Below are 22,803 nucleotides of genomic sequence, written 5' to 3' on the forward strand. Positions count from 1 at the left end.
TCATCTGTAATGCGATGGATGGGCATAACCCTGCCAGCTAATGTTTTAGCCGGTGGTGGGTTGACACCAAAATGAAGCTGACGTGAGATTGGCGCTGTTGGGTTCCCAATTCAGTTGGAGTTTATGCAGAGTTTACGATCGCTGTACTTGGCGTTGACTCAAACGATTCACTTAACGCATTAAACCAACGCAACTTCTGGCAATGCGCCCTGCATACGGTTGAGCCAATCAATCAGGTTTTCAAGCTGCTGCTCGGCGTTTAAGATCGCCAACCCGCGCACGGTCACTTTGCCGGGAGTGTAGACAAACCGCGAGTGTAAATGAGTGGGCAGATTTTCTTTGAGCAGGTTCCAGGCGGGTTCTTCCATCGGTGTTTCCAGGACAACGTGCTGTTTTCCTTCGGGTTTAATGCGAGAGAACCCTACTTTTTTGGCGATTTGTTTTAATTCCATGACACGAATCAGTTGCAGGGCGGCGGTTGGAATTGAGCCGTAGCGATCGCTCCAATCGGCGGCAATTTGGGTCAGTTCTTGTTTGGACTGCGCTGAGGCAACGGCGCGATAAGCGCTCATTTTCTGATCCAGGTCAGGAATGTAATCGGCTGGAATGAAGGCCGTCAGGTTGAGATCAATCTGGGTATCGTCCACCTGCGGAATTTCTTGACCGCGAATCTCACGAATTGCTTCTTCCAACATTTCCATGTAAAGGTCAAAGCCGATCGCGTCCATTTGACCCGATTGTTCCGCGCCCAACAAATTACCAACGCCGCGAATTTCCATATCGCGCATCGCTAATTGATAGCCTGACCCAAGCTGTGTAAATTCTTGAATCGCCCGTAAGCGCTGACGAGCCGCATCAGAAAGCTGGCTTTGTTTGGGATAAAACATCCAGGCATGGGCTTGAACGCCCGATCGCCCCACCCGACCGCGCAACTGGTAAAGCTGGGACAGGCCAAATCGCTGTACGTCCTCCAGCAAAATGGTGTTGACACGCGGGATATCCAGACCCGATTCAATGATCGTGGTACAGACTAGAATGTCGGCTTCACCGTTGCTAAAGGTGAGCATCGTTGATTCTAGTTCGCCTTCTTGCATCTGACCGTGGGCGATCGCCAGCCGCACACCAGGAATCATCTCCCGAATGCGGGTAGCAATCTCCTCAATCCCTTCCACACGGGGCACCACGTAAAACACTTGACCGCCGCGATCGAGTTCCTGCCGAATTGCCGTTCGTACCATCTCTGGATCGTAGGGCGACAGATGGGTTTTGATTGGACGACGAGAGGGAGGAGGTGTAGTAATCAGGCTCATTTCGCGTACCCCCGACAGCGACATATACAGCGTTCGGGGAATCGGCGTAGCGCTCAGCGTTAAAACATCTACCTGTGTTTTCAGCGCCTTGATCTTCTCCTTTTGGTTCACTCCAAACCGCTGTTCTTCGTCTACCACCAGCAGTCCCAGATCCTTGAACTGAACTCCTTTGCCCAAAAGCTGATGAGTTCCTACAACAATGTCGAGTTCGCCAGTTTGGAGCCGTTGCTGAATGTCTTTGCGTTCTTCGGTCGTGCGGAAGCGGTTCAATAGGCCAATCTGAATCGGGTAAGGAGCAAATCGCTCTTTCAGGGTGTGGTAATGTTGCTGCGTCAAAATTGTGGTAGGAGCCAGCATGGCAACTTGCTTACCAGAAGTCACCGCCTTGAAGATGGCGCGAATTGCTACTTCTGTTTTGCCAAACCCCACATCACCACACACTAGCCGATCCATGGGTCGCAGGCTTTCCATATCCCGCTTCACGTCCTGCACCGCTTTAAGTTGATCGATCGTGGGTTGGTAGGGAAACGAATCCTCCATTTCCTGCTGCCAGGGCATATCCAACGGAAAAGAAAAACCCTCTTGCTGCGATCGCTGGGCATAGAGTTGCAGCAAATCGACCGCCACTTTTTTGACGGCCTTGCGAACCTTGCTCTTGGTTTTCTCCCATGCTTTGCTCGACATTTTGTTGAGCTGGGGAGGGCGATCGCCTACGCCTCGAAAGCGAGACAGGGCATTGAGCTGATCGGCAGCCACCCGCAGCAACCCGTCGGCGTATTGCAGCACCAGATACTCACGGGTTTCGCGGTTGATAGTCAGGCTTTCCAGCTTAAGAAATCGCCCCACCCCATGACTTTTGTGAGCAACATAATCCCCCGGCTGTAGCTTATTGGGATCAACCTGTTTAGAGGTTGCCCGTCGCCGTTTGCGAACGTAACCCGGTGTTGCCAGGGTATGCTGACCAAAAAATTCGCGATCGGTCACCACCACCAGGCGAAAGGTGGGCAGGATAAACCCTTCCAGTTCGGCCAGCCCCGAATACTTGACCGCAACCGGAATGTGCTGGGTTTGCAGCTTGTCGATCGCCAGATAGTCGCGCGGATTGGGTACAAACTGCGCCGGACAGTCGTGTTCTTGCAGCAGGGATACCGATCGCGACGGTTGAGCCGATACCAACCACACCGCAAAGCCACGATCGCGCTCTTGCCGCAAGACTTCGGCCAGTTTGCCAAACTGGTGCGGCGTAGCCGGAACGGGACGGCTGGCCAGGTTCAGTCCTCGGCCTTCCTCGGCCAGTTCGGAGAGGTAGAGCCGCTGAAAGCGATCGAGTTCAGCCAGTACGTCGCCAAAGGGGCGATGAATCTTGGGCAGGGGAAACCTGGCTTTTACTGCACCATTCGCCTGATGCTGGCTGGTAACTTCCTGCCATTGCTCTTCGGCATGTTCTATCCAGCGATCGCTGTGCGCCTGACACTGGTCGGGTTCGTCGATCGCAATCAGCGTGTTGGCTGGTAAGTAATCCAGCAGCGAGGCCGGACGCTCAAACGCCAGTCCCAGAAATCGCCGTGTACCCTCTAGCGGTTCGCCGTTTTCAAACCGTTCAATTTCTTCATCCGAGAGATAGGCGGTAATCGCGGCTGGAATCGGGGGGGCATCTGCGGAGTCCGCTGTGCCCGGTGTCGTCTGTCGCAGGCCAGCCATTACCATGGGTCGAAAGTCGGTGGCGGTTAACACCAGACGGGTTGTGCTATCGAGCGATCGCTGCGTTGCCGGGTCAAACTCCCGCAGTTGGTCGAGTTCGTCGCCAAACAGCTCTAACCGCACAGGCAACTCAGACGCAACAGGGAATACGTCGATGATGTCCCCCCGACGGCTCCATTGCCCTTCTGTTTCAACCAGCGGCACCCGTTCGTAGCCTAGTTGTGCTAGCTGCCGGCTGAAGTCTTCTAAGTTGAGTTCCCGACCGCGTTGCAGCGTCAAACAATAGGAATGAAACGCTGCGACGGGCGGCAGGTGGGGTTGCAGCGCCCGTTCGGTCGTAATCACAGCCAGGGAAGTGGGTTGAGATGTCCCAGTTCTGTCTGCCTGGTCGTCTTGGGGATCGTTGATGCGAATTAGATCGGCTAATACCTGCAACTGCCCCCAGGTCATTTCCGATTCTGGATCGAAGGGTTCGTAGGGAGCGGCTTCAGACGTGGGATAAAAGTGAACCGTCTGCCAGCCCATCGCCTCCAGTTGGGCACTCCAGCGTCCGGCTTCTTCCAGTGTGGCGGCAACCACTAACAGGTTGCGTTGCTGGACTTGAGCCAGGCTAGAGGCAACCAGCCCTTTTGGAATGCGAGCAATGCCGTTGAGGGCTAGAGATTTCTGCTGATCCAGCTTGGTGATCAGCTCAGTAGTGAGGGGCGATCGCCCCAGGGCACGAATAATGGAAGAAAAAGCCATATACGCTGAAGAACGACGAAAACAGGAGTGGGGCGCTGCGAATTTACCTATCTTTACTATTCTAAAAGCCAGACTCAAGAAGGCGGCACTTTAAGTGAGGAGTTAATCGCAATGTGTGACGGCTCAAGCTACTGAGATTCGACCCACCATAGACTTTGGACGGATGCATTGGGCAATGGAATAGCACAGCTTGAGGTTTGAGCGGCGTTGGGGTGAGAAACCGGGGAAGTATTCTGGCGATCGCGTCCCATACATTCAGGAGCAGAATTGCTGTCTGTTGAGTCCAGGAATGCTACTTTTTCTATATCTAGGTTCTTTTAGCACGGTTAGGCGCAGCTATTTTCAGCCAGCGCTATCCGTCTCGGCATAGGCACCGCTAAGCATGTCTTCTATTACTGTTGAAATTCTAATTATTTTGCTCTTAGTGTTTGCCAATGGCATTTTCGCTATGTCAGAAATGGCGATTGTCTCAGCGCGCAAAGTTCGGCTACAGGAGATGGCGAGCCGGGGTAATGCTAAAGCACAGGCGGCACTTGAGTTAGCCAACTCGCCCAATCGGTTTCTGTCAACGGTTCAAGTCGGCATTACGCTGATTGGAGTTTTGGCTGGAGCCTTTGGTGGGGCAACCCTGTCTAGAACGATCGCGGCCTATCTTGAGGAGGTGCCTCTGTTGGCACATTCCAGTCAGGCGATCGCGCTGGGTGTGGTAGTGGTCGGTACTACTTACCTGTCGCTGATCATTGGTGAACTCGTACCCAAACGGTTGGCCTTAAGCAATCCGGAGCGCATTTCAGCAATGGTGGCACAACCGATGCGGTGGTTATCGGCGATCGGTAGCCCAATTGTGCATTTACTGAGTGCGTCAACGGAACTGGTGCTGCGGCTACTGCGGGTGGATCTGTCTACCACCGAACCGTTGGTAACGGAAGAAGAAATCAAAGTCCTGATTCGTCAAGGAACAGAAGCAGGCATGTTTGAAGTTGTTGAACAGGACATGGTGGAACGTGTATTTCGCCTGGGCGATCAGTATGTAGGTGCATTGATGACCCCTCGCCCCGACATCGTGTGGCTGGATATCAATGATTCCCTTGAGGTGAATTGCCGAAAGATGATCGATAGCCATCACAGCCGTTTTCCCATTTGCAACGATACCCTTGATGATGTGCTGGGCGTTGTTTATGCCACGGATGTTCTTTCTTGCAGCCTTGCGAACCAACCCATTGATTTGACGGCAATGTTACGGCAACCGCTATTCATTCCCGAAAGTACTCGGGCAATGAAGGTGCTGGAAATGTTTAAGCAGTCAGGCACCCATGTAGCACTCATTATCGATGAATATGGAGTAGTTCAGGGGGTTGTAACGCTAAATGATGTCATGGAGGTGATCATTGGTGATGTTCCCTTTGCCGACCAACCCCATGAGGCAGACATGATTCAACGGGAAGATGGATCGTGGCTGGTGGATGGTATGATACCCATCGATAAGTTTAAGGAAGCGTTTAAAGTGGCGGAATTACCGGGCGAACGACGCGGTAATTATCAAACATTGGGCGGATTTTTGATTACACAGTTGGGGCACATTCCCAGGTCATCTGACCACCTTGTTTGGGATGACTATCGGTTTGAAGTGGTAGATATGGATGGTAATCGGGTTGATAAAATTTTGGTTGTTCCCCCTCAATCGATCCCCAAGAGTGAATGAAGCTGGAATATCTGATTGTTCGAGTATTGATGACCTACACCAAAGAGGGCGATCGCCATGTTTACTCGGTGAGAGGCAATGAAGTAAAGCTGGGATCTCTCAAATTTTGGCAAGGCTCATTAGAAGAGTTTTTGGATGCGCTCGGCACTCAGGATTGGGAATTGACAGCAGGAACGACCGCTCTTTCCCCCACCATTGTGGATGCTCATTTGGTGTTTAAGCGCCCCAAATAAATAGCGGCGATCGCTCCAATAACGAAACGGATGAATATCACTCACCATCTGCTTGCTAGGGCATCATGTGCTTGATATCAAAGGGCTGGGAACCGATAATGAGCAGGATAGAGCTATGGTGATTCTATCGAACTGGCCGGATCTGGATAGGGCTGTGATGATTCTTCTGGAATGGACGGTAATTCTTCTGGAGTCGATGGATCGGGAATCTGCGGTTCCTCTGCGAAATGCCCTATGACAAACAAAAGGCCAACCGTTACTACTGCTGTTAGCACAATCACTTTTGTGATTTTCCAAACGCTGAAGGGGCGATCGCCCAACACTTCACCTGTTTGGGCATTCACCATCACCTGATATTGCTTATTGTGATAGCGATAGGATGACAACCACACGGGCAGCAACACATGTTTGAAGGTTGGATCATAATAATCCGTTGACACGCTGCTAACTCGCTGCTCGTCACCGCCAATGTCACGCACCACATTCTGATGAATCGTAGAAGCCATCTTTTCCTTGGCGAGTTCAAATCCTTCCTTAAGCTGAATTTGATACCGTTGCACCTTAAACCCCGCCAGATAAGACGAGTTATAGGGCATTAGCTTAGACAAGTCCCACGGTTCTAACGCCTCTAGTCGCTTGGTCTTAATTGTCTCTACGGCTGGAACTAAAACATCGTCAAAATAGCAACTGACATTTCCGGACACCGAACACCAGCGGGTATGCTGCACCTCCCGCGTTTTAGTCTCCGTTTTACCTTCTGAATTGGTTTCGGTATAGGTTTCAGTAACGTAATAATGCGTTCCCCTTTCTCCCCTGTAAGTGCTGTGGGTTTGCGCGTCATACGTCCAAAACGGCAAATAGACCCCCTGCATTCCTTCGTGCTGCGCCAACTTTTTTAACCCGGTTGGTGCAAACCAGCGGCTGTGCAACCACTTTTGAATTCTTTCTTGTGCCGCTTTTTTTCCCAAGCCAAAGGGCAACACGGCCTCTGGCATCAGCACCGGATTGGGCGCGTGGGGTTGGGTGACAATGCTAGTGGCACAAAACGGACACTTGCCTGCAACATCGGGAGGTTGAAACGTAATCTGTGCCCGGCATCCCGGACACTCCACCTCTAGCGCGGTTGTAGAGAGCGCTGCTATTTGGGTGCGGTTAGCGTTAACAAATTCCTCAAGCGATCGCTCCACCACCTGCCCCATTGCCGTGGGCAACTCATCCTCTCGACCGCAATAGGGGCACTTCAACTGAGCGCTTTTAGGGTCAAACTCCAATGTAGACCCACAACCTGAACAAGGAAATTGCTGCGTTAACGGCTGAGTGTTAGTCATGGCGGATGGGAAAAAATGAAACAAGGACTTGGGCGATCGCCGCTCAGTCACCCCATGAAGGGCGATTGGGTCATTTAGAAGTGAACTTTAGGGGCTTTAGTCTTGCAAAGCCCCTACCAACGCTTGTTCTAGCTTGCAGGGGGAGGCGGTGGCACAGAGGCTAACACAGAGGCCAATTCTGGAACTTCTGCGGCGCGTAACCAGTTGTCCATTCCGGCGTGCCAAACATAGGTTTGCGCTGTCAACCCGTTTGGGGTGAGTTGATTGGCTGCAAACGGCCCCAAATTTTGACCATCGCGCGAAATGTACCACTGCACTGCGACTGGTGGCGGCGGGGGAGTTGCAGGGGCAGACGCTTGTGGCATGGTTTGAACATTCGGCGGCTGGTGTTGTAGGGAATTAGTGAGCTGTTGCCCCATCGCAATTCCAACCCCAAAATCGAGTGCCATGTTGCCACCATTTGGATTACGAGCCGATTCTTCGACCGCATTCGCCGCTTGGAACTGAGCGTATTGCTGCATGTTGCCCAAAATGCCCATAGAAGCCCGTTTATCGAGAGCAGCTTCAACCTCAGGCGGCAGAGACACATTTTCAATCAGCAGTTGGGTCAGCTCTAAACCAAACCGCTGGATTTCTGGCTGCATCCCTGTCCGAATCGTTTCCCCCATTTCGGAATAGTGGGAGGCAAAATCGTAGAGCGAGATCCCAGCCCGCGCAAACCAGGTGGCATAGGCGGTCACAATCATGTTGCGAATGTGATCGCTGACCTCATCCACCTGAAACAGGCCATCGGTGCTGACCAACTGTTGCAGCATAACGGAGGGATTGGCAACACAAATGTTATATGAGCCAAACGCCCGGAGCCGAACAGGTCCCAGTTCAGAATCGCGAATGGTAATGGGATTGGAGGTGCCCCATTTAAGGTTGGTAAAAACTTTGGTATTGAAAAAGTAAACTTCTGCTTTAAAGGGAGAGTTGAAGCCGTAGGGCCAGCCTTTGAGCGTACTCAGGACGGGCAAATTTTGTGTAGAAAGCGAGTACATTCCTGGCCCAAAGGCATCACCAATTTGACCTTCGTTGACGAAAATGGCTTGCTGTCCGGGACGCACCGTTAGCTTAGCGCCCATCTTAATTTCATTGTTGTGGCGTTGAAACCGATACACGATCGTGTCGTTGGTTTGATCCAACCACTCGATAATATCGACAAACTCACCCATGATTTTGTCGAAAATGCCCATTGACTCACCTCCTAAGTAGGTCTAAGCCTGAAAAGCTCTATGCGGCTCCAGAAGGCTATAACGATTATCTTCAAGAGTTCCCAGTAAATCTTCCGCAGGCATCATGCGAGATGTTACAGTTCGCGCCAGTTCCTGAGATCTACAGCGAGGGGTAAGGGCGAGGAGACTGGCTACTTTGGGGGAGGGTAGAGAGTGGGAGAGCGAGAGAAGGCGGATTACCCTTGCCCATCCTGCTCTCTCCATCACATTTAGCGACGCTCCCAACCGTTAGATGCACCCAAACGGTAACCAAAGCAGACTCGGTCTTTCTGACTCTTTCTGAAGTAGATGCTGGTGGACGGGGGCTTGCAGCCGTTCCATTTAACTCCCGCTTGCACGATCGCTCTTAGAACGTATGTACTGAGGTGTCAACAATACGTTACTATAGGCGTTTGGATAAATGCTCGTCATCTTTCGACCGGGTTCCCTCAACCTGGGAAAGTTAGCGATAAGATCATTAAGAACTGTTTCTTGCTGCTGCCGCTAGAGTCCTGCCCCCATGCCCAAACGTGCCAAAGTAACCGATCGCCAAGTTACCGAATCGCCCAACGGGCACCATTCTCATTCGGTTGCCAACCCTCAGAACACGATTCGGATTCGTGGCGCACGACAGCACAACCTCAAAGATATTGACCTGGAACTGCCGCGCGATCGCCTTATTGTCTTTACTGGAGTATCGGGTTCAGGAAAATCGTCGCTGGCGTTTGACACGATCTTTGCTGAGGGGCAGCGCCGCTATGTTGAATCGCTGAGTGCCTATGCACGGCAGTTTTTAGGGCAGGTCGATAAACCCGATGTGGATGCGATCGAAGGGTTGAGTCCGGCCATTTCGATTGACCAGAAATCGACTTCGCACAACCCGCGATCGACCGTCGGCACCGTTACCGAAATTTACGACTATTTGCGATTGCTTTACGGGCGAGCAGGAGAGCCGCATTGCCCTATTTGCGATCGCTCGATTGTGCCGCAAACGATTGATCAGATGACCGATCGAATTCTGGAATTGCCCGATCGCGCCCGGTTTCAGATCCTGGCTCCGGTGATCCGGGGCAAGAAGGGAACGCATAAGAAACTGCTGTCGGGGTTAGCCTCGGAAGGGTTCGTGCGCGTGCGCGTGGATGGCGAAGTGCGCGAGCTGAGCGACAACATCGACCTCGACAAAAACCACTTCCACAATATTGAGATTGTGGTCGATCGGCTGGTTAAGCGCGACAACATTCAGGAACGTTTGGTAGATTCCCTCTCAACCTGCCTCAAGCGGTCTGGCGGCATTGCCATCATCGAAGTGCTGGGCGGTTCTGACAACAATGCCCGTCGCGCTAAGAGCCACTCGGACGAGGAGAGCGATCGACCTCCTATTTCCATTGCACCGGGACAGTTACCCATTGCCGCAGAACTCGCTGCCCAATATGGTCAGGCTAAAGGCGGTTCTGATGCGTCTGGCGAAGACGAGGCAGATCATGCTTCGTATGAACTGGTTTTTTCAGAGAACTTTGCCTGCCCTGAGCATGGAGCAGTGATGGAGGAGCTATCGCCCCGGCTGTTCTCCTTCAACTCTCCCTATGGAGCTTGCCCGCATTGTCATGGGTTGGGCACCCTGCGAACGTTCTCGCCAGAATTGGTGATTCCTGATCCGGCCTTACCCGTGTATGCGGCGATCGCGCCCTGGTCAGAGAAAGACAACACCTACTATTTCTCGTTGCTTTACAGCGTGGGGCAAGCCTTTGGGTTTGAAATTCAAACGCCGTGGAACCAATTGACACCGGATCAGCAACAGGTGATTTTGCATGGCTCCGATGAGAAGATTTACATTGAATCGGACTCTCGCTACCGCGAAAATAAGGGATATCAGCGTCGTTATGATGGCGTGTTGCCGATGCTGGATCGGCAGTATCGAGACAGCACCTCTGAACTGCACAAACAGAAATTAGAGCAATATTTGGTCGATCAGGCGTGTGATGTATGTAAGGGCGATCGCCTCAAGCCTGAAGCCCTCGCGGTTCGGATTGGACAATACCGAATCAAAGATCTAACCAATGTTTCTATCCGCGATGTCCTGCCTCGCTTGAACGGATTACAGCTTTCGTCTCGTCAGGCGCAAATTGGCGACCTCGTGCTGCGAGAAATTAAAGCGCGACTGCAATTTTTGCTGGATGTGGGTCTGGATTATTTAACGCTCGATCGCACAGCCATGACTCTTTCGGGAGGAGAGGCACAGCGCATTCGGTTGGCAACCCAAATTGGCTCTGGCCTGACGGGAGTTCTCTACGTTTTAGACGAACCCAGCATTGGCTTACACCAGCGGGATAATGCCCGGTTGCTTCGCACGCTAACACGACTGCGTGACCTGGGTAATACTCTAATTGTGGTAGAACACGATGAGGACACCATTCGAGCGGCAGATTACCTGGTTGATATTGGCCCCGGTGCCGGGGTACATGGCGGCAGCATTACGGCTCAAGGCTCGTTAGAGAACTTGCTAAAAGCAGAAGACTCATTAACAGGGGCTTACTTGTCAGGGCGACGCGTGATTACAACTCCAGTGGAACGGCGGGCGGGAAATGGGCGATCGCTCCGGATTCGCAACGCGTGTCGCAACAATCTGCAACGGGTAGATGTCGATATTCCTTTGGGCAAGTTGGTGAGCATTACGGGCGTTTCTGGGTCGGGAAAATCAACCCTGGTGAATGAGCTACTCTACCCGGCATTGCAGCATCACTTTGGCCGCAAGATTCCGCAACCAAAAGAGATGGAGGAAATGGGTGGATTAAGTGCCCTGGATAAGGCGATCGTGATTGATCAATCTCCCATTGGACGCACACCCCGTTCAAATCCTGCCACTTATACAGGAGTCTTTGATATCATTCGAGACCTCTTTGCCGAAACCATTGAAGCAAAGGCACGAGGATATAAACCTGGACAATTTTCATTTAATGTGAAAGGAGGACGGTGCGAAGCCTGCGGTGGTCAGGGTGTTAACGTCATTGAAATGAACTTCTTGCCGGACGTTTATGTGCAATGTGAAGTTTGCAAAGGGGCACGATACAACCGTGAAACGCTTCAGGTAAAGTACAAAGGTAAATCAATTGCTGATGTGCTGAGTATGACCGCAGAAGAAGCCCTGGAGTTCTTTGAAAACATTCCCAAAGCAGCGGCACGGCTACAAACAATGGTGGATGTGGGGCTGGGGTACGTGCGTTTGGGTCAAACGGCTCCAACTCTGTCGGGTGGCGAAGCGCAGCGGTTAAAGCTAGCCACAGAACTCTCGCGGCGTGCTACTGGCAAAACGCTGTATCTCATTGATGAACCCACCACTGGCCTTTCTTTCTATGATGTTCATAAGTTGCTAGATGTGTTGCAACGATTGGCCGATATGGGTAATTCAATTTTAGTCATTGAACACAATCTGGATGTAATTCGCTGTGCAGATTGGGTAATTGATTTGGGGCCAGAAGGGGGCGATCGCGGCGGCGAAATCATTGCTCAGGGCACTCCAGAGGAAGTGGCTCAAAATGAGCGATCCTATACGGGGCAATACCTTAAGCAGGTACTAGCCCAACATCCGGCTGCGGTTAGCAATGCTTGATTGCAGATCGCAACTTCAAACCCCAGTTCGTACCTGTGATGGCTGTTTGATTCGAGCTGTTCTACAGAATAGGGGCAATTGACTTCAGGTATTTCAATCGGTTAGGCTCTACCAACTCTTACTCAATTGAAGCTCATGATGTTTTAACCACCATGACCTGACCCCTTGTATTCTCGCAACTATCTCCTGAGATGAGGCAGGCCAAACCTTCTGGTTGACAGTCTTTCACAGATGCTTGAGAATTCTGGGTGTGTTTAAAACGTCCGGGTGTGTTTGAGTACAAGCAAATCCCTTCTTGAGTCTTTGTAAAATGGAACCACTGATTCGACCGTTGCCCGACCAGATCCATCCGTCTAATACGGCTCTGCTGGTGATTGATATGGAACGGGATTTTGTCGATGCTGGAGCGGTGCAAGAAACTCCGGGGGGGCGTGACCTGGTGCCCATCATCAATCGGTTAATTGCCTGGGCACGACCACATTCCATTCCTGTGATCTTCACCCACGAAATGCACCGTGCCGACAAAAGCGATTACGGGATTGAGTTGGAATACGATCCGGTTCATTGTCTTGAAGGGACTTCAGGGTGTGAACTAACCGACGGCTTAGATGTGCAGCCTCACGATTATCGGATTCTTAATAAGCGCCGTTACGATTGTTTTCTTGGCACCGACCTTGACCTGTTGCTGCGATCGCAACGCATCGAAAATCTGGTCTGCTGTGGCGTGACGGCTCACGTCTGCGTTATGAGTACCGTTTTTACGGCACGTAACCTCGATTACCGGGTGATTGTGCCCCGAGAGGCGATCGCCGGAGTCACCCCCGACCACTATGCAGCCGCACTGCTTTGCATGAGCGATGTCTTCGCCTATATTTCAACGGTGGATGAAGTGTGTGCGATCGGAACCGTAAGTTCAACCAAATCAAAGTAATTATTGACACCGCTTTCAGGTTGAGTTACGCTTTTGGCGCATCTTAACAGCTATCTACCAAAGAGAGCGTGAATATGAAACCAGTGAAAGAGCTCGCCCCCCTGTTTCAACCCTGGACACGCCGTCAAGCCATTTACTTTTTAGCTGGAGCAATAGGTACCGTTACGCTGAATGCCTGCACGCAGTCCACTAGAAACGACAACGCAGTTTCATCTGATTCATCAAGCCTTACGCCTGCTGCTATGGGCGTTAATCCCTGGATTGGTCAAGCGCCTCTTCACATTGCTCAGGAAAAAGGCTTTTTTCGTGAAGCCGGACTGGATTTAGAGGTCAGAACATTCGGTGCCAACCTGGAGATGATTCCTGCTTTCTCGGCGGGACAACTTCAAGGCTGTACGGCCATGCCATCCTCAGAGGCCGTCCTCATGGCGGCAAAAGGAACAGACTACCGTGTCATTGGAGTGATGGATCTCTCATCCGGTGGCGATGCTATCCTGGCGCGAAACAGTATTGGCGATATTCAAGCCTTTAAGGGTAAGCAAGTGGCTGTACAAGAAGGGGGACTGGGGCATTTCTTTCTGCTGCAAGTGTTACAGGAGGCAGGGCTAAGCGGGGATGACATCAAGATTGTGAATATCAGCCCCGATGCAGCGGCAGCGGCGTATCAGGCTGGCAATGTTGAAATAGCCTATACCTACTCGCCGTTCCTGGAAAAGGCAAATGACGCGCAGCCCGATGGACGGATTATTTACGACACGTCCAAGATGCCGTCGGCAATCATTGATTTGAACATAGTTAGCCCTGAATTTGCTCAAAATCATGCTGATGCAGTACAAGCCTTTCTCAAGGGCATTTTTAAGGCGCAAGAGTTCCTGGAAACCAATCCAGACGAAGCTTATGCGATCGTTGCTAAGCCGTTAGGCATTCAACCAGAAGAGGTAGGAGAGCAACTGAAGGGAGTACGCTTACCCGATCTACAAACTCACTCCGAGATGTTGACTAACCCCCAAAGTGACCTCTACTTGCTCAATTCCCTGTCAGCGATGGCCGAATTCCTCCAGGCTCAAGGTCAAATTGACACCATTCCCGATTTGTCTGGCTTTATTGATCCTCAATTCCTTTCAACCCTAAGCTAATTATGGTACCTAACGTGGGTTAGGGCTATCCAACTAACGATGTCGGGCGTTGCTGAATAAAGGTATGAGTCGTTGAAAAATTATGGCTCTGCTCGCTCCTCAAGTTCCCCAATTCTGGGAAATTTGGGGAGCGAATTTCTGCGATTCGGCAATGCCCGTTACTCCTGGGCACTCATTGATCTTGAGCATTACCGTTTTACTGGTAGTCAATCTTCATCAAAAGAATTGAGGGAATAGGCTGGTCATGATGCTGGCGATCGCTTCCCCATATAGCTTACAAAGCTCACAAAGTCCGCCGTTGAGGAGGATAGTATCTGAGACGCTGCCGTTTCTTAAAGACTAGCTAAACAAGCGTTAAGCCTTTCCTTACCTGAACCCTATACAATTGCTGCGTCCTTTGCCCCGATTTCCAACTGCTCTGCTATGGCGAAAAAAAACAGCATTCAACGTGTCATCAAAAAAATGGCAGCGTCTGAGGATGCCATCCACAACACCTCTGCAAACGACTCATTCGATCAGGTCTTGACCCGTGCGCGTATGGGGCGGCGGGGTTTCCTCAAAGGTAGCTCATCTCTGGCAGCAGCCTCCATGCTAGGCATGGGGTTGGCATTCCTGGCTGATGCAGTCAATCACAAAGGGCAAGTTGCTAAAGCGGCGGATCTTAGCCTCAACTTTAATCCGGTTGCTAAAAGCATCGCTGACACCCTAATTGTTCCCGAAGGCTATACCGCCAGGGTGCTCCTGGCTACAGGCGATCCAATCAAAAGCAACGTTACGGCCTACAAGAACAACGGTACAGACAACGACTTCAATGTTCGAGCGGGCGATCACCATGATGCCATGCAATACTTTGGTCTCAGCCGGGACGGCAATGGCTGGGATTCTAATAACAGCGATCGCGCTTTACTGTGCATCAACCACGAAGTTTGTGAAGATCTGGGTTTTGTACACCCCAACGGCCCCACTGATTACGGCTCAGAGAGTACGGCTGCCCGTCCACCCATCGAGATTGACAAAGAAGTTGCGGCTCATGGCATCACCATTGTGGAGATTGCCAAACAGGGTTCTACCTATCAGATAAACCAAGATTCGCGATACAACCGCCGCATTACAGGTGCAACGGTTTTTGAGATTTCTGGGCCTGCTCGTCGCAGCCCAATGTTGGCTACGGCCTTCTCCCCCAACGGAGAACAAACGCGCGGGACCCTGAACAACTGCGGTCATGGCTATACCCCCTGGGGCACGTTCCTCAGTGGTGAGGAAAACTGGGCCGGGTATTTCCATCGTCGGGAAGAAGATACCGCCCTCACAGAGAAAGAATTAGCATCCTTCAAACGCTACGGCATCAGCAATGCTACATCGGGTCGCTACAACTGGTCACGGGCGGGCGCATCGGATAACACCGACCTCTACCGTCGCTGGGATGCTAGCAAGACGGGCAGCAGTGCCGATCAGGATTTTCGCAATGTCGCTAATACTTTTGGCTGGGTTGTGGAAATTGATCCATTTAACGCAAATGCGACACCTAAAAAGCGCACTGCTCTGGGTCGCATGGCTCACGAAGGAGCCTGGCCTGCTAAAGTTGTTGCCGGTCAACCGCTGGTGTTCTACACCGGCGATGATGCTCGTAACGAATACGTCTACAAGTTTGTCTCCGCTGAGGCTTGGGACCCCAGAGATGCAACGGGCGGACTGGCTGTAGGGGATAAGTACCTGGATAATGGCACCCTGTATGCCGCAAAGTTTAATGATGATGGCACAGGAGAATGGTTGCCCCTAACTCTGAGCAATCCCACCATTGCCAACTACTCTGACTATGCCTTTGCCGATGAAGCCGATGTCTTGATCAATGCCCGTATCGCCGCCGATGTAGCCGGAGCCACGAAAATGGATCGCCCCGAATGGGGTGGGGTCAATCCGGTGAATGGAGAGGTTTACTTTACTCTGACCAATAACGTGTCGGGCAGCAATGGGCGAGGTGTAACAACACCGTTAGATGCTGCGAACCCCCGATATTACGCCGATGTCAAGGATGACACAACTAAGGGAAATGTCAATGGTCACGTTATCCGCTGGCGCGAGTCCGGTAACGATCCGGCGGCTACTACATTTAGCTGGGATGTGTACCTTTTTGGTTCCCAAGCCGATGCCGAGGCTGACGTTAACCTCTCCGGTCTGACCGATGAGAATGACTTCTCCAGTCCAGATGGTATCTGGTTTAGCGAGGCCATGCCTGGTTTGCTGTGGATTCAAACCGATGATGGTTACTACACCGATACAACGAACTGTATGATGCTGGCAGCATTACCAGGATCAGTTGGGGACGGAGAGGCCAAAATGGTGACCAACAAGGCAGTGCCCACTAATGCCGATGGTGATCAAATGGTTAAAACCTATGTGGGTCAGGCTGCTAGCCCAACGGTGTTGCGTCGGTTCCTGGTTGGCCCACGCGACTGCGAAATCACCGGCATCACGGAATCACCCGATGGTAAAGCCATTTTCGTCAATATCCAGCATCCGGGCGAAAATAGTGAGTCGGCCACCGACCCGACGCAGTTCACCAGTCACTGGCCGGATGGCGGCAATGCTCGTCCTCGTTCAGCCACAGTGATCATTACACGGAATGATGGTGGCACCATTGCCATTTAAGTTGCGTTAAGCCAACGTTGATGGACAAAAGAGCCTGACTTACAGTCAGGCTCTTTTCAGTGGTCAGCCTTTTTCAACAATCGCTAGCGGCACCACAATCGGCACACTCACCAACTAGGCACCTGGCAGCACCAGCGCCAAGGGCATTACTGATTGAAGCGATCGATTGCCCGATGGCACTTTAGCGATTGACAACACTCATGTGCTGAGGCGCATAGCGATCGCCAGCCGCAACTCCTTTAGGAGCCACGGACTCAATCTGCTGTAAATCCTCTGGCGTTAAAGTGATCTCGGTTGCTGCTACATTTTCCTCCAGGTAGGTGCGGCGCTTAGTACCGGGAATGGGCACAATATCGTCTCCCTGTGCCAGTAACCACGCCAGAGCCAGTTGACCGGGAGTTACCCCTTTTGCGGTAGCGATCGCCTTCACCTGTTCCACCACTTGCAGATTTTTGCTAAAGTTTTCACCCTGAAATCGCGGTGAATTGCGGCGATAATCATCCTCTGCCAGATCTTCTGGACGAGTGATTGCGCCAGATAAAAAGCCTCGTCCTAACGGGCTGTAAGGAACAAAGCCAATACCCAATTCGCGCACCGTCCCTAGCAGTTCATCCTCCGGATCGCGGCTCCAGAGTGAGTACTCGGTCTGCAAGGCTGTAATGGGATGAACAGCGTGTGCCCGTCGAATTGTGGCGGGTGCGGCCTCAGACATGCCCAAATAGCGCACCTTACCTTGCTGCACCAGTTCCGCCATTGCACCAATCGTCTCTTCAATGGGCACAGTCGGATCAACTCGATGCTGGTAGTAAAGGTCAATTACATCGACCCCTAGCCGCTTGAGCGACGCCTCACACGCTTGCCGTACATACTCCGGCTTACCGCTAATGCCTGCCCATCCGCCATCCTCTGTGCGAACATTGCCAAACTTGGTAGCCAGCACAACTCGATCGCGGCGATCGCTAATGGCTCGTCCCACTAATTTCTCATTGATAAACGGGCCATACATATCAGCAGTGTCAAGGAAGTTGACACCCAGTTCCAGGGCACGGTGAATCGTGGCGATCGATTCTTGCTCATCTCGCCCTGCATAGAACTCAGACATGCCCATGCAGCCCAAGCCCAACTCCGAAACAATGAGTCCTTGATTCCCTAATTTGCGTGTTTTCATGATCCAATTCCTGAGTAATGTGTGGTGTATGCGATCGCAACGTGGCGTTTTCAACAGATATATTCTGCGGGCTCAGAGGGCAGGGATGGTGCCGTTTCAATTTCCAACCCTGCCCTTGCACAACGGATGGGTACCGTTTGCAGCAACGCACTCCTCTTCCAAAAACCGGACAAATTGGGTGGCATTGGCTATTCTATCCTTAACGTAAACGTCAGATTTGAGACAAAAAAATGAGTTGAACTAGGCATGTTCATCGATCCATTGCTGGATGCGATCGATGTTCGTTTTTAGATCGGAACGGAATTGGTTGAGTGACTCCAGCTTCTCTTCGGTTTCTTGAAGATGAGCGTTGAGGATTTCTAAGACTTTGCGTTTGCCCCGTAACCCGGTCGAATCTTCAAAGTAAAGGGGAATGACTACGGCAATCTCATCCAGGCTCAAACCCAATCCCTTAAGGACATTAATTTTTTGCAATCTGGCGAGTTCCACTTCGGTATAGTAACGAAATCCACCGCCCTCACGCTCGTTGGGGCCAAGCAACCCCAAGCTTTCGTAATAGCGAACCGTTCGGGGCGTTACCCCTGCCCGTTGTGCAAATTGTCCTATCCGCATTTTGTCATCCACGCTTGTAGTTGTATCACAACCTTGACGTTAACGTCAACCACTGATTAAGCTGATGTTCGCGGTATATCCCCTGTGCTTGCATCTACAGCAGTTCTCAATCGAGTCAGCCACAGTCTCGCCAAGATGGGTGTGGGGTGTAGGGTTTGGAGTATGGTGAATGCAGATGAAAGTGGCTGTAAGAGGATGTTTGAACCGGAGCCGAGGGGGGTTTCGTTCATCCCCTTTTCTGACAGGCTCAAAGGGCTTTAAGCCCCCATCCTGAGCATAGAAGGGAAAGCAGTTCAACACCGACGATAAACGCCAGACGTGGATCTCAAATGCTAGTGGCGATCGTTTTATCGTTTTATTTAAATTCGTACTTTTCAGGTCTATTGCTTTTGTGCCCGCACTTTTTGTATCGGTATTTTCTATGCCTGTACTTTTCGCGTCTACTTGTTCGCTGTTCGCTGCAATAGTACTCGGTTAAAGTAGCGGTTAAGCCCCCAAAACAACCCTGCTATAAGCAAAACTAAGCCAAACGACAGGCTAGTTTGGTTCAAGTTAGCGGCAGTTGAGCCAGTTATCGCATAAATGAATGCGGCTGGAATTGAGCCAGCCAGAGCCGCCAGAGCAACGCTGCTCCATTTCAAGCTGGATGTCCCGGCAACAACGGCTGTTGTTTCTGCCAGTAACGGCAGCGGACGGGTCAAAATAATGGCTAGCAATCCCCATTTTTTCAGTAATGCATCCGCTTGCTGTTGTTGCTGTAAAGACACAACGCGAGCAAGCCAGGATTTACCGTATCGACCCAGCCAAAATCCGCTTAAGGCTGCGCCTAAACTGCCAATTAGCGACAGCAGCGTACCGATCGCAATGCCAAATAACGCGCCATTTGCAATCATGATGAAGCTCGATGGAATCGGCAAAATCACATCAATTGTTAGCAGCAGAATTCCGATGAGGGCGGCACTAAGGTTGCCAGTCTGCATCCACTCAAGAGATTCACTCATGATGGGTAGATGGAGCTGCTCAGCGACCCCAAAAATTATCAAAAATAGGAGCAGCAATAGCCCGATGAACGTCCAATAGTTCTTCATCATTTCCCAATTCCTATTCGCTGCACCAAGCCATGTAACTTAACATTCCTGAGGTGACATCGTTGCATGTTTAATTACTTTTTACACGAATACGATCTTTTGTTTAAAGAAACATACCCAGCCCAATCATCCTGGTACTATACAAAGCTATTCAAATCGTTGGTTTAGCCTTTGCTTCAGCAACAATTTGTAGCATGAAGCCCCTCTTTATCGGTTGCGATCGCTCCGTCAGAAGCAGTTTGAACAGTAGCCCCTGTCTCTGTAAGAGCATAGTATTCAGCAAATAGCGCTTGAAACAAACTCAGGATTCTTGCCCGACTGCAATATCTCTACAAGCTGTCGGGATACAAATTGGACTTTTCAACTATCCTTTAACCAACGATTCAAAATAACCAGTATGTCTGCTGCTATTAATCGTTCTGTCTCTTTGTCCAGTGCTGTTGAACTGTTGCAGCACTGGCTTTCTTCGCATTTAAGTCCAAGCCAATGGGTTTGGTTCCAGGAGCAACAAACTCAAATCGCTCAAGGCGCTCCATTACGCCGGTTTTTTGCTGCTTTTAGTGCGGTGCCTCGCTTCACAGGGAAAGCAACGGTGGAGATGCCAGCACACGAGCAGCAACAGGCCAGCGTCGTTTGTGAAGGTTGGGAGCCGCAGTGGTGGAGTCTGGATCAAATGGGGCGCACGCTCTTGCTGTTGTCGTTGCCGCATGATAACCCAGCAACCTATGGGCGATCGCTTGACCCTCTTTTCACCGCCGCTGATGTCAGAGAACTGGTGGCGCTTTATCAAGCTTTGCCGCTCTTGCCATATCCAGAGCAGCATCGTGCCCGTGCAGCAGAAGGGATACGGAGTAACATGACTCCTGTTTTCAATGCGATCGCTCTGCATAACCCGTATCCAGCTCGCTACTTTGATGAGGGAGCCTGGAATCAACTGGTGTTGAAAGCCATGTTTGTGGGCAGTCCACTCCATTTAATTTGGGGACTTGACCACCGTGCTAACCCTACCCTGGCTCAGATGTCTATTGATTATGTTCATGAACGGTGGGCAGCTCACCGCACGATCACACCAGAGATTTGGCGACTGGTAGGTCGCTTTGCCGGAGCTGACCTTCGGGCCGACCTGGACAGAGCCTTACACGATGCCGATCCGGTTCAGCGCAGTGCCGCCGCGATCGCCTGTTCTCAGTCTCCAGCGGCTGAGATTCGATCGCTGTTGAATCATGATCCAGACCTACAGCGTGCCCTTCAGGAGGGTCGCCTGACGTGGCATCACCTTACTCACGATCAACACCATGTGGAATAAATACTCACGCTCAGGGAGCCATCATGCCACTTTCTAATGTAACGGTTATTGATCCCCATATTCACATGAGTTCCCGCACCACCTACGATTACCTGATTATGCGGGAATGGGGCATTGTCGCTGTAATTGAACCGTCTTTTTGGTTAGGACAACCGCGCACCAATGCAGGGTCTTTTCAAGATTATTTCAGCAGCCTGGTCGGCTGGGAGCGCTTTCGCGCCAGTCAGTTTGGCATTCAGCATTACTGCACCATTGGTTTAAACCCAAAGGAAGCCAACAATGAGCCTTTAGCCGAGCAAGTGATGGAGCTGTTGCCGCTCTATGCCTGTAAAGAAGGAGTTGTGGCGATCGGTGAAATTGGTTATGACGATATGACAGAAGCCGAAGACCGCTACTTTCGCCAGCAGCTTCAGCTTGCCAAAGAACTGGATTTGCTGGTAACCATTCACACACCGCATCGCAACAAAAAGGCCGGAACCCGTCGCAGTATGGATCGCTGTATTGAGCTAGGACTCGATCCAGCTCGCGTCATCATTGATCATAACAACGAAGAAACCGTAGACGAAGTATTAGCCCGAGGTTTTTGGGCCGCGTTTACCATTTACCCCATGACCAAAATGGGCAACGCCCGCATGGTGGAAGTAGTGAAACAATACGGCTGCGATCGCATCATGATAGACAGCAGTGCCGACTGGGGCATCAGCGATCCGCTGGCCGTACCCAAAACAGCCCAGTTGATGTTAGAGGAAGGCATTCCCGCCGCACAGGTTCGCGCCGTTTGTTATGGGAATGCGCTGGCGGCCTATAGCCAAAGCGGACAGATGCAGGAGGCAGACTGGCTCGACCCGGCAGCGGTCGATCCCAATCATTTGTTCAACGGCAACTCCGTGTTGCGCGGACAAGAGCCGAATATGCAATCCATTCGCGATCGGATGTTGATCGAGTAGGGATAAGGTATGCGTTGCTCCAGGTATCCACCTCTGCTCCAGGTATCCACCGCTGAGTGTATGCCAGCTTGTTCAGAATCGTCCCAGCCCCAAGGAATTTTACCTTCAATGAATACAGCAACCTTACAGACAAATCAATGGTGGGCTTATCTTCAGCTCATGCGTCCGGCAAACATTGTGACCGCCTGGGCTGATATTGTGGCAGGTTTTGCCGTTTCCGGAGCCATTCTGGGACTACAAAACCAGGATGTATCCAGTGTTTTTGTTGTCATTGTACCGTTAGGATGGCTGCTGCTGGCAACCACGGGCTTGTATGGCGGTGGCGTAGTATTTAACGATGTATTTGATGCCGAATTAGATGCCATAGAACGCCCCGAACGCCCCATCCCAAGCGATCGCGTTTCTCGAAGAGCGGCCACTCTTCTGGGAAGTGCCCTGTTAGCCCTGGGTATCCTGGCCGCCTCCCAAAGCTCCGGATTCAGTGCGGCGATCGCCAGCATCATTGCCGCAACGGCCTTACTGTATGACGCGATCGCCAAACACCATCCCGTCTTTGGCCCTCTAACAATGGGACTCTGTCGCGGCGGCAACTTATTGTTGGGGGTCAGCATTATTCCAGCAATGGTCAGCGATCGCTGGTATTTAGCCCTCATTCCCATACTGTACATTGCCGCCATTACTGCCATCAGCCGAGGCGAAGTGGAAGGCGGCCATACACTCACTGGCATCACAGCACTGGTGCTAATGGCGATCGTAATGAGTAGCCTGATCGTCCTCGGTAGCCTGTTCAACCATCAACTCCTGGCCGTCCTGTCCTTCACCGCACTCCTGGCAACCCAAATCATTCCCCCATTCATCAAAGCCACCCGCAACCCCCTCCCAGAGCACATTCGAGCCGCCGTCAAAGCCGGAGTCTTATCCTTAATTATTTTGGATGCCGCGATCGCCGCCAGCTTTGCCGGACTCTTCCCCGGACTCGCCACCCTCCTATTGCTACCCCTCTCAATCGGACTAGCCAGGATTTTCTCAGTAACATAACGCCCAACCAGACCCACCCAACCAGATACACCCAACCACCCCTGCAA

Annotated in this window: 16 protein-coding genes; 10 read left to right on the plus strand and 6 right to left on the minus strand. The window is 51.5% G+C overall.

Going from position 1 to position 22,803, the window contains the following annotated elements:
* Positions 1 to 179 precede the first annotated feature (179 nt).
* Positions 180 to 3,755, minus strand: a complete 3,576-nt coding sequence (mfd, locus tag IQ268_RS23025; RefSeq protein ID WP_193884126.1) for a transcription-repair coupling factor — start codon at positions 3,753 to 3,755, stop codon at positions 180 to 182.
* 382 nt (positions 3,756 to 4,137) lie between these two features.
* Between mfd and IQ268_RS23030 the strand changes: the two genes are divergently transcribed.
* Together IQ268_RS23030 and IQ268_RS23035 are read left to right on the plus strand one after the other, a co-directional pair.
* The gene (locus IQ268_RS23030; RefSeq protein WP_193884128.1) at positions 4,138 to 5,457 is read left to right on the plus strand and encodes a hemolysin family protein; all 1,320 of its coding nucleotides are present in this window, start codon (positions 4,138 to 4,140) and stop codon (positions 5,455 to 5,457) included.
* Positions 5,454 to 5,690 carry a hypothetical protein gene (locus IQ268_RS23035; RefSeq protein ID WP_193884130.1) on the plus strand — a complete coding sequence of 79 codons (237 nt, stop codon included), beginning with the start codon at positions 5,454 to 5,456 and terminating at the stop codon, positions 5,688 to 5,690. The genes IQ268_RS23030 and IQ268_RS23035 overlap by 4 nt, the downstream gene beginning before the upstream one ends.
* Before the next feature lie 113 nt (positions 5,691 to 5,803).
* Here the strand turns inward: IQ268_RS23035 and IQ268_RS23040 are convergent, their stop codons facing one another.
* Both IQ268_RS23040 and IQ268_RS23045 read right to left on the minus strand, forming a co-directional pair.
* Complete coding sequence (locus IQ268_RS23040; RefSeq protein ID WP_193884132.1) at positions 5,804 to 7,018, minus strand: hypothetical protein; 1,215 nt, start codon at positions 7,016 to 7,018, stop codon at positions 5,804 to 5,806.
* A gap of 128 nt (positions 7,019 to 7,146) precedes the next feature.
* Entirely contained in the window at positions 7,147 to 8,256 is a 1,110-nt protein-coding gene (locus tag IQ268_RS23045; RefSeq protein ID WP_193884134.1) for an SPFH domain-containing protein, read from the minus strand.
* 221 nt (positions 8,257 to 8,477) lie between these two features.
* On the opposite strand from IQ268_RS23045, the gene IQ268_RS23050 reads away from it, so the two are divergent.
* From IQ268_RS23050 to IQ268_RS23070, 5 genes are all read left to right on the plus strand, one after another.
* Positions 8,478 to 8,645, plus strand: coding sequence for a hypothetical protein (locus IQ268_RS23050; RefSeq protein ID WP_193884136.1), 168 nt, complete (start codon positions 8,478 to 8,480; stop codon positions 8,643 to 8,645).
* Between the two features lie 149 nt (positions 8,646 to 8,794).
* Positions 8,795 to 11,881, plus strand: a complete 3,087-nt coding sequence (gene uvrA / locus IQ268_RS23055) for an excinuclease ABC subunit UvrA (RefSeq protein WP_193884138.1) — start codon at positions 8,795 to 8,797, stop codon at positions 11,879 to 11,881.
* Positions 11,882 to 12,191: 310 nt separating this feature from the next.
* Positions 12,192 to 12,812, plus strand: coding sequence for a cysteine hydrolase family protein (locus IQ268_RS23060; protein ID WP_193884140.1), 621 nt, complete (start codon positions 12,192 to 12,194; stop codon positions 12,810 to 12,812).
* A gap of 83 nt (positions 12,813 to 12,895) precedes the next feature.
* Entirely contained in the window at positions 12,896 to 13,948 is a 1,053-nt protein-coding gene (locus IQ268_RS23065) for an aliphatic sulfonate ABC transporter substrate-binding protein (RefSeq protein WP_339383511.1), read from the plus strand.
* Positions 13,949 to 14,371: 423 nt separating this feature from the next.
* Positions 14,372 to 16,597: a PhoX family phosphatase gene (locus IQ268_RS23070; RefSeq protein WP_228035647.1), complete on the plus strand. Its 2,226-nt coding sequence runs from the start codon at positions 14,372 to 14,374 to the stop codon at positions 16,595 to 16,597.
* A gap of 181 nt (positions 16,598 to 16,778) precedes the next feature.
* On the opposite strand, the gene IQ268_RS23075 is transcribed toward IQ268_RS23070, so the two are convergent.
* The 3 genes from IQ268_RS23075 to IQ268_RS23085 form a co-directional block, all read right to left on the minus strand.
* On the minus strand, positions 16,779 to 17,765 hold the full coding sequence (locus IQ268_RS23075) for an aldo/keto reductase (RefSeq protein WP_193884144.1): 987 nt from the start codon (positions 17,763 to 17,765) through the stop codon (positions 16,779 to 16,781).
* 240 nt (positions 17,766 to 18,005) lie between these two features.
* Positions 18,006 to 18,377, minus strand: coding sequence for a MerR family transcriptional regulator (locus IQ268_RS23080; protein ID WP_193884146.1), 372 nt, complete (start codon positions 18,375 to 18,377; stop codon positions 18,006 to 18,008).
* 440 nt (positions 18,378 to 18,817) lie between these two features.
* Positions 18,818 to 19,468: a TVP38/TMEM64 family protein gene (locus IQ268_RS23085; RefSeq protein ID WP_193884147.1), complete on the minus strand. Its 651-nt coding sequence runs from the start codon at positions 19,466 to 19,468 to the stop codon at positions 18,818 to 18,820.
* A gap of 394 nt (positions 19,469 to 19,862) precedes the next feature.
* Between IQ268_RS23085 and IQ268_RS23090 the strand changes: the two genes are divergently transcribed.
* The 3 genes from IQ268_RS23090 to eboC all read left to right on the plus strand — a co-directional run bounded on the left by IQ268_RS23090 (position 19,863) and on the right by eboC (position 22,756).
* On the plus strand, positions 19,863 to 20,771 hold the full coding sequence (locus tag IQ268_RS23090) for an EboA family metabolite traffic protein (RefSeq protein ID WP_193884148.1): 909 nt from the start codon (positions 19,863 to 19,865) through the stop codon (positions 20,769 to 20,771).
* Positions 20,772 to 20,794: 23 nt separating this feature from the next.
* Positions 20,795 to 21,718 carry a TatD family hydrolase gene (locus IQ268_RS23095; protein ID WP_193884149.1) on the plus strand — a complete coding sequence of 308 codons (924 nt, stop codon included), beginning with the start codon at positions 20,795 to 20,797 and terminating at the stop codon, positions 21,716 to 21,718.
* A gap of 108 nt (positions 21,719 to 21,826) precedes the next feature.
* Positions 21,827 to 22,756, plus strand: coding sequence for a UbiA-like protein EboC (gene eboC, locus IQ268_RS23100; protein WP_193884150.1), 930 nt, complete (start codon positions 21,827 to 21,829; stop codon positions 22,754 to 22,756).
* The last annotated feature ends 47 nt before the right edge of the window (positions 22,757 to 22,803 follow it).

Origin of the sequence: Oculatella sp. LEGE 06141, from assembly GCF_015207605.1 — a bacterium.
GTDB lineage: Bacteria > Cyanobacteriota > Cyanobacteriia > Elainellales > Elainellaceae > Oculatella.

Excerpts from the sequence above, each read along its gene's own strand:
- IQ268_RS23045 (WP_193884134.1), bottom strand. The coding sequence starts at position 8,256 with ATGGGCATTTTCGACAAAATCATGGGTGAGTTTGTCGATATTATCGAG.
- IQ268_RS23085 (WP_193884147.1), bottom strand. The coding sequence starts at position 19,468 with ATGATGAAGAACTATTGGACGTTCATCGGGCTATTGCTGCTCCTATTT.
- eboC (WP_193884150.1), top strand. The coding sequence starts at position 21,827 with ATGAATACAGCAACCTTACAGACAAATCAATGGTGGGCTTATCTTCAG.
- IQ268_RS23075 (WP_193884144.1), bottom strand. The coding sequence starts at position 17,765 with ATGAAAACACGCAAATTAGGGAATCAAGGACTCATTGTTTCGGAGTTG.
- IQ268_RS23070 (WP_228035647.1), top strand. The coding sequence starts at position 14,372 with ATGGCGAAAAAAAACAGCATTCAACGTGTCATCAAAAAAATGGCAGCG.
- IQ268_RS23030 (WP_193884128.1), top strand. The coding sequence starts at position 4,138 with ATGTCTTCTATTACTGTTGAAATTCTAATTATTTTGCTCTTAGTGTTT.
- IQ268_RS23035 (WP_193884130.1), top strand. The coding sequence starts at position 5,454 with ATGAAGCTGGAATATCTGATTGTTCGAGTATTGATGACCTACACCAAA.
- uvrA (WP_193884138.1), top strand. The coding sequence starts at position 8,795 with ATGCCCAAACGTGCCAAAGTAACCGATCGCCAAGTTACCGAATCGCCC.
- IQ268_RS23080 (WP_193884146.1), bottom strand. The coding sequence starts at position 18,377 with ATGCGGATAGGACAATTTGCACAACGGGCAGGGGTAACGCCCCGAACG.
- IQ268_RS23095 (WP_193884149.1), top strand. The coding sequence starts at position 20,795 with ATGCCACTTTCTAATGTAACGGTTATTGATCCCCATATTCACATGAGT.
- IQ268_RS23040 (WP_193884132.1), bottom strand. The coding sequence starts at position 7,018 with ATGACTAACACTCAGCCGTTAACGCAGCAATTTCCTTGTTCAGGTTGT.
- mfd (WP_193884126.1), bottom strand. The coding sequence starts at position 3,755 with ATGGCTTTTTCTTCCATTATTCGTGCCCTGGGGCGATCGCCCCTCACT.
- IQ268_RS23060 (WP_193884140.1), top strand. The coding sequence starts at position 12,192 with ATGGAACCACTGATTCGACCGTTGCCCGACCAGATCCATCCGTCTAAT.
- IQ268_RS23090 (WP_193884148.1), top strand. The coding sequence starts at position 19,863 with ATGTCTGCTGCTATTAATCGTTCTGTCTCTTTGTCCAGTGCTGTTGAA.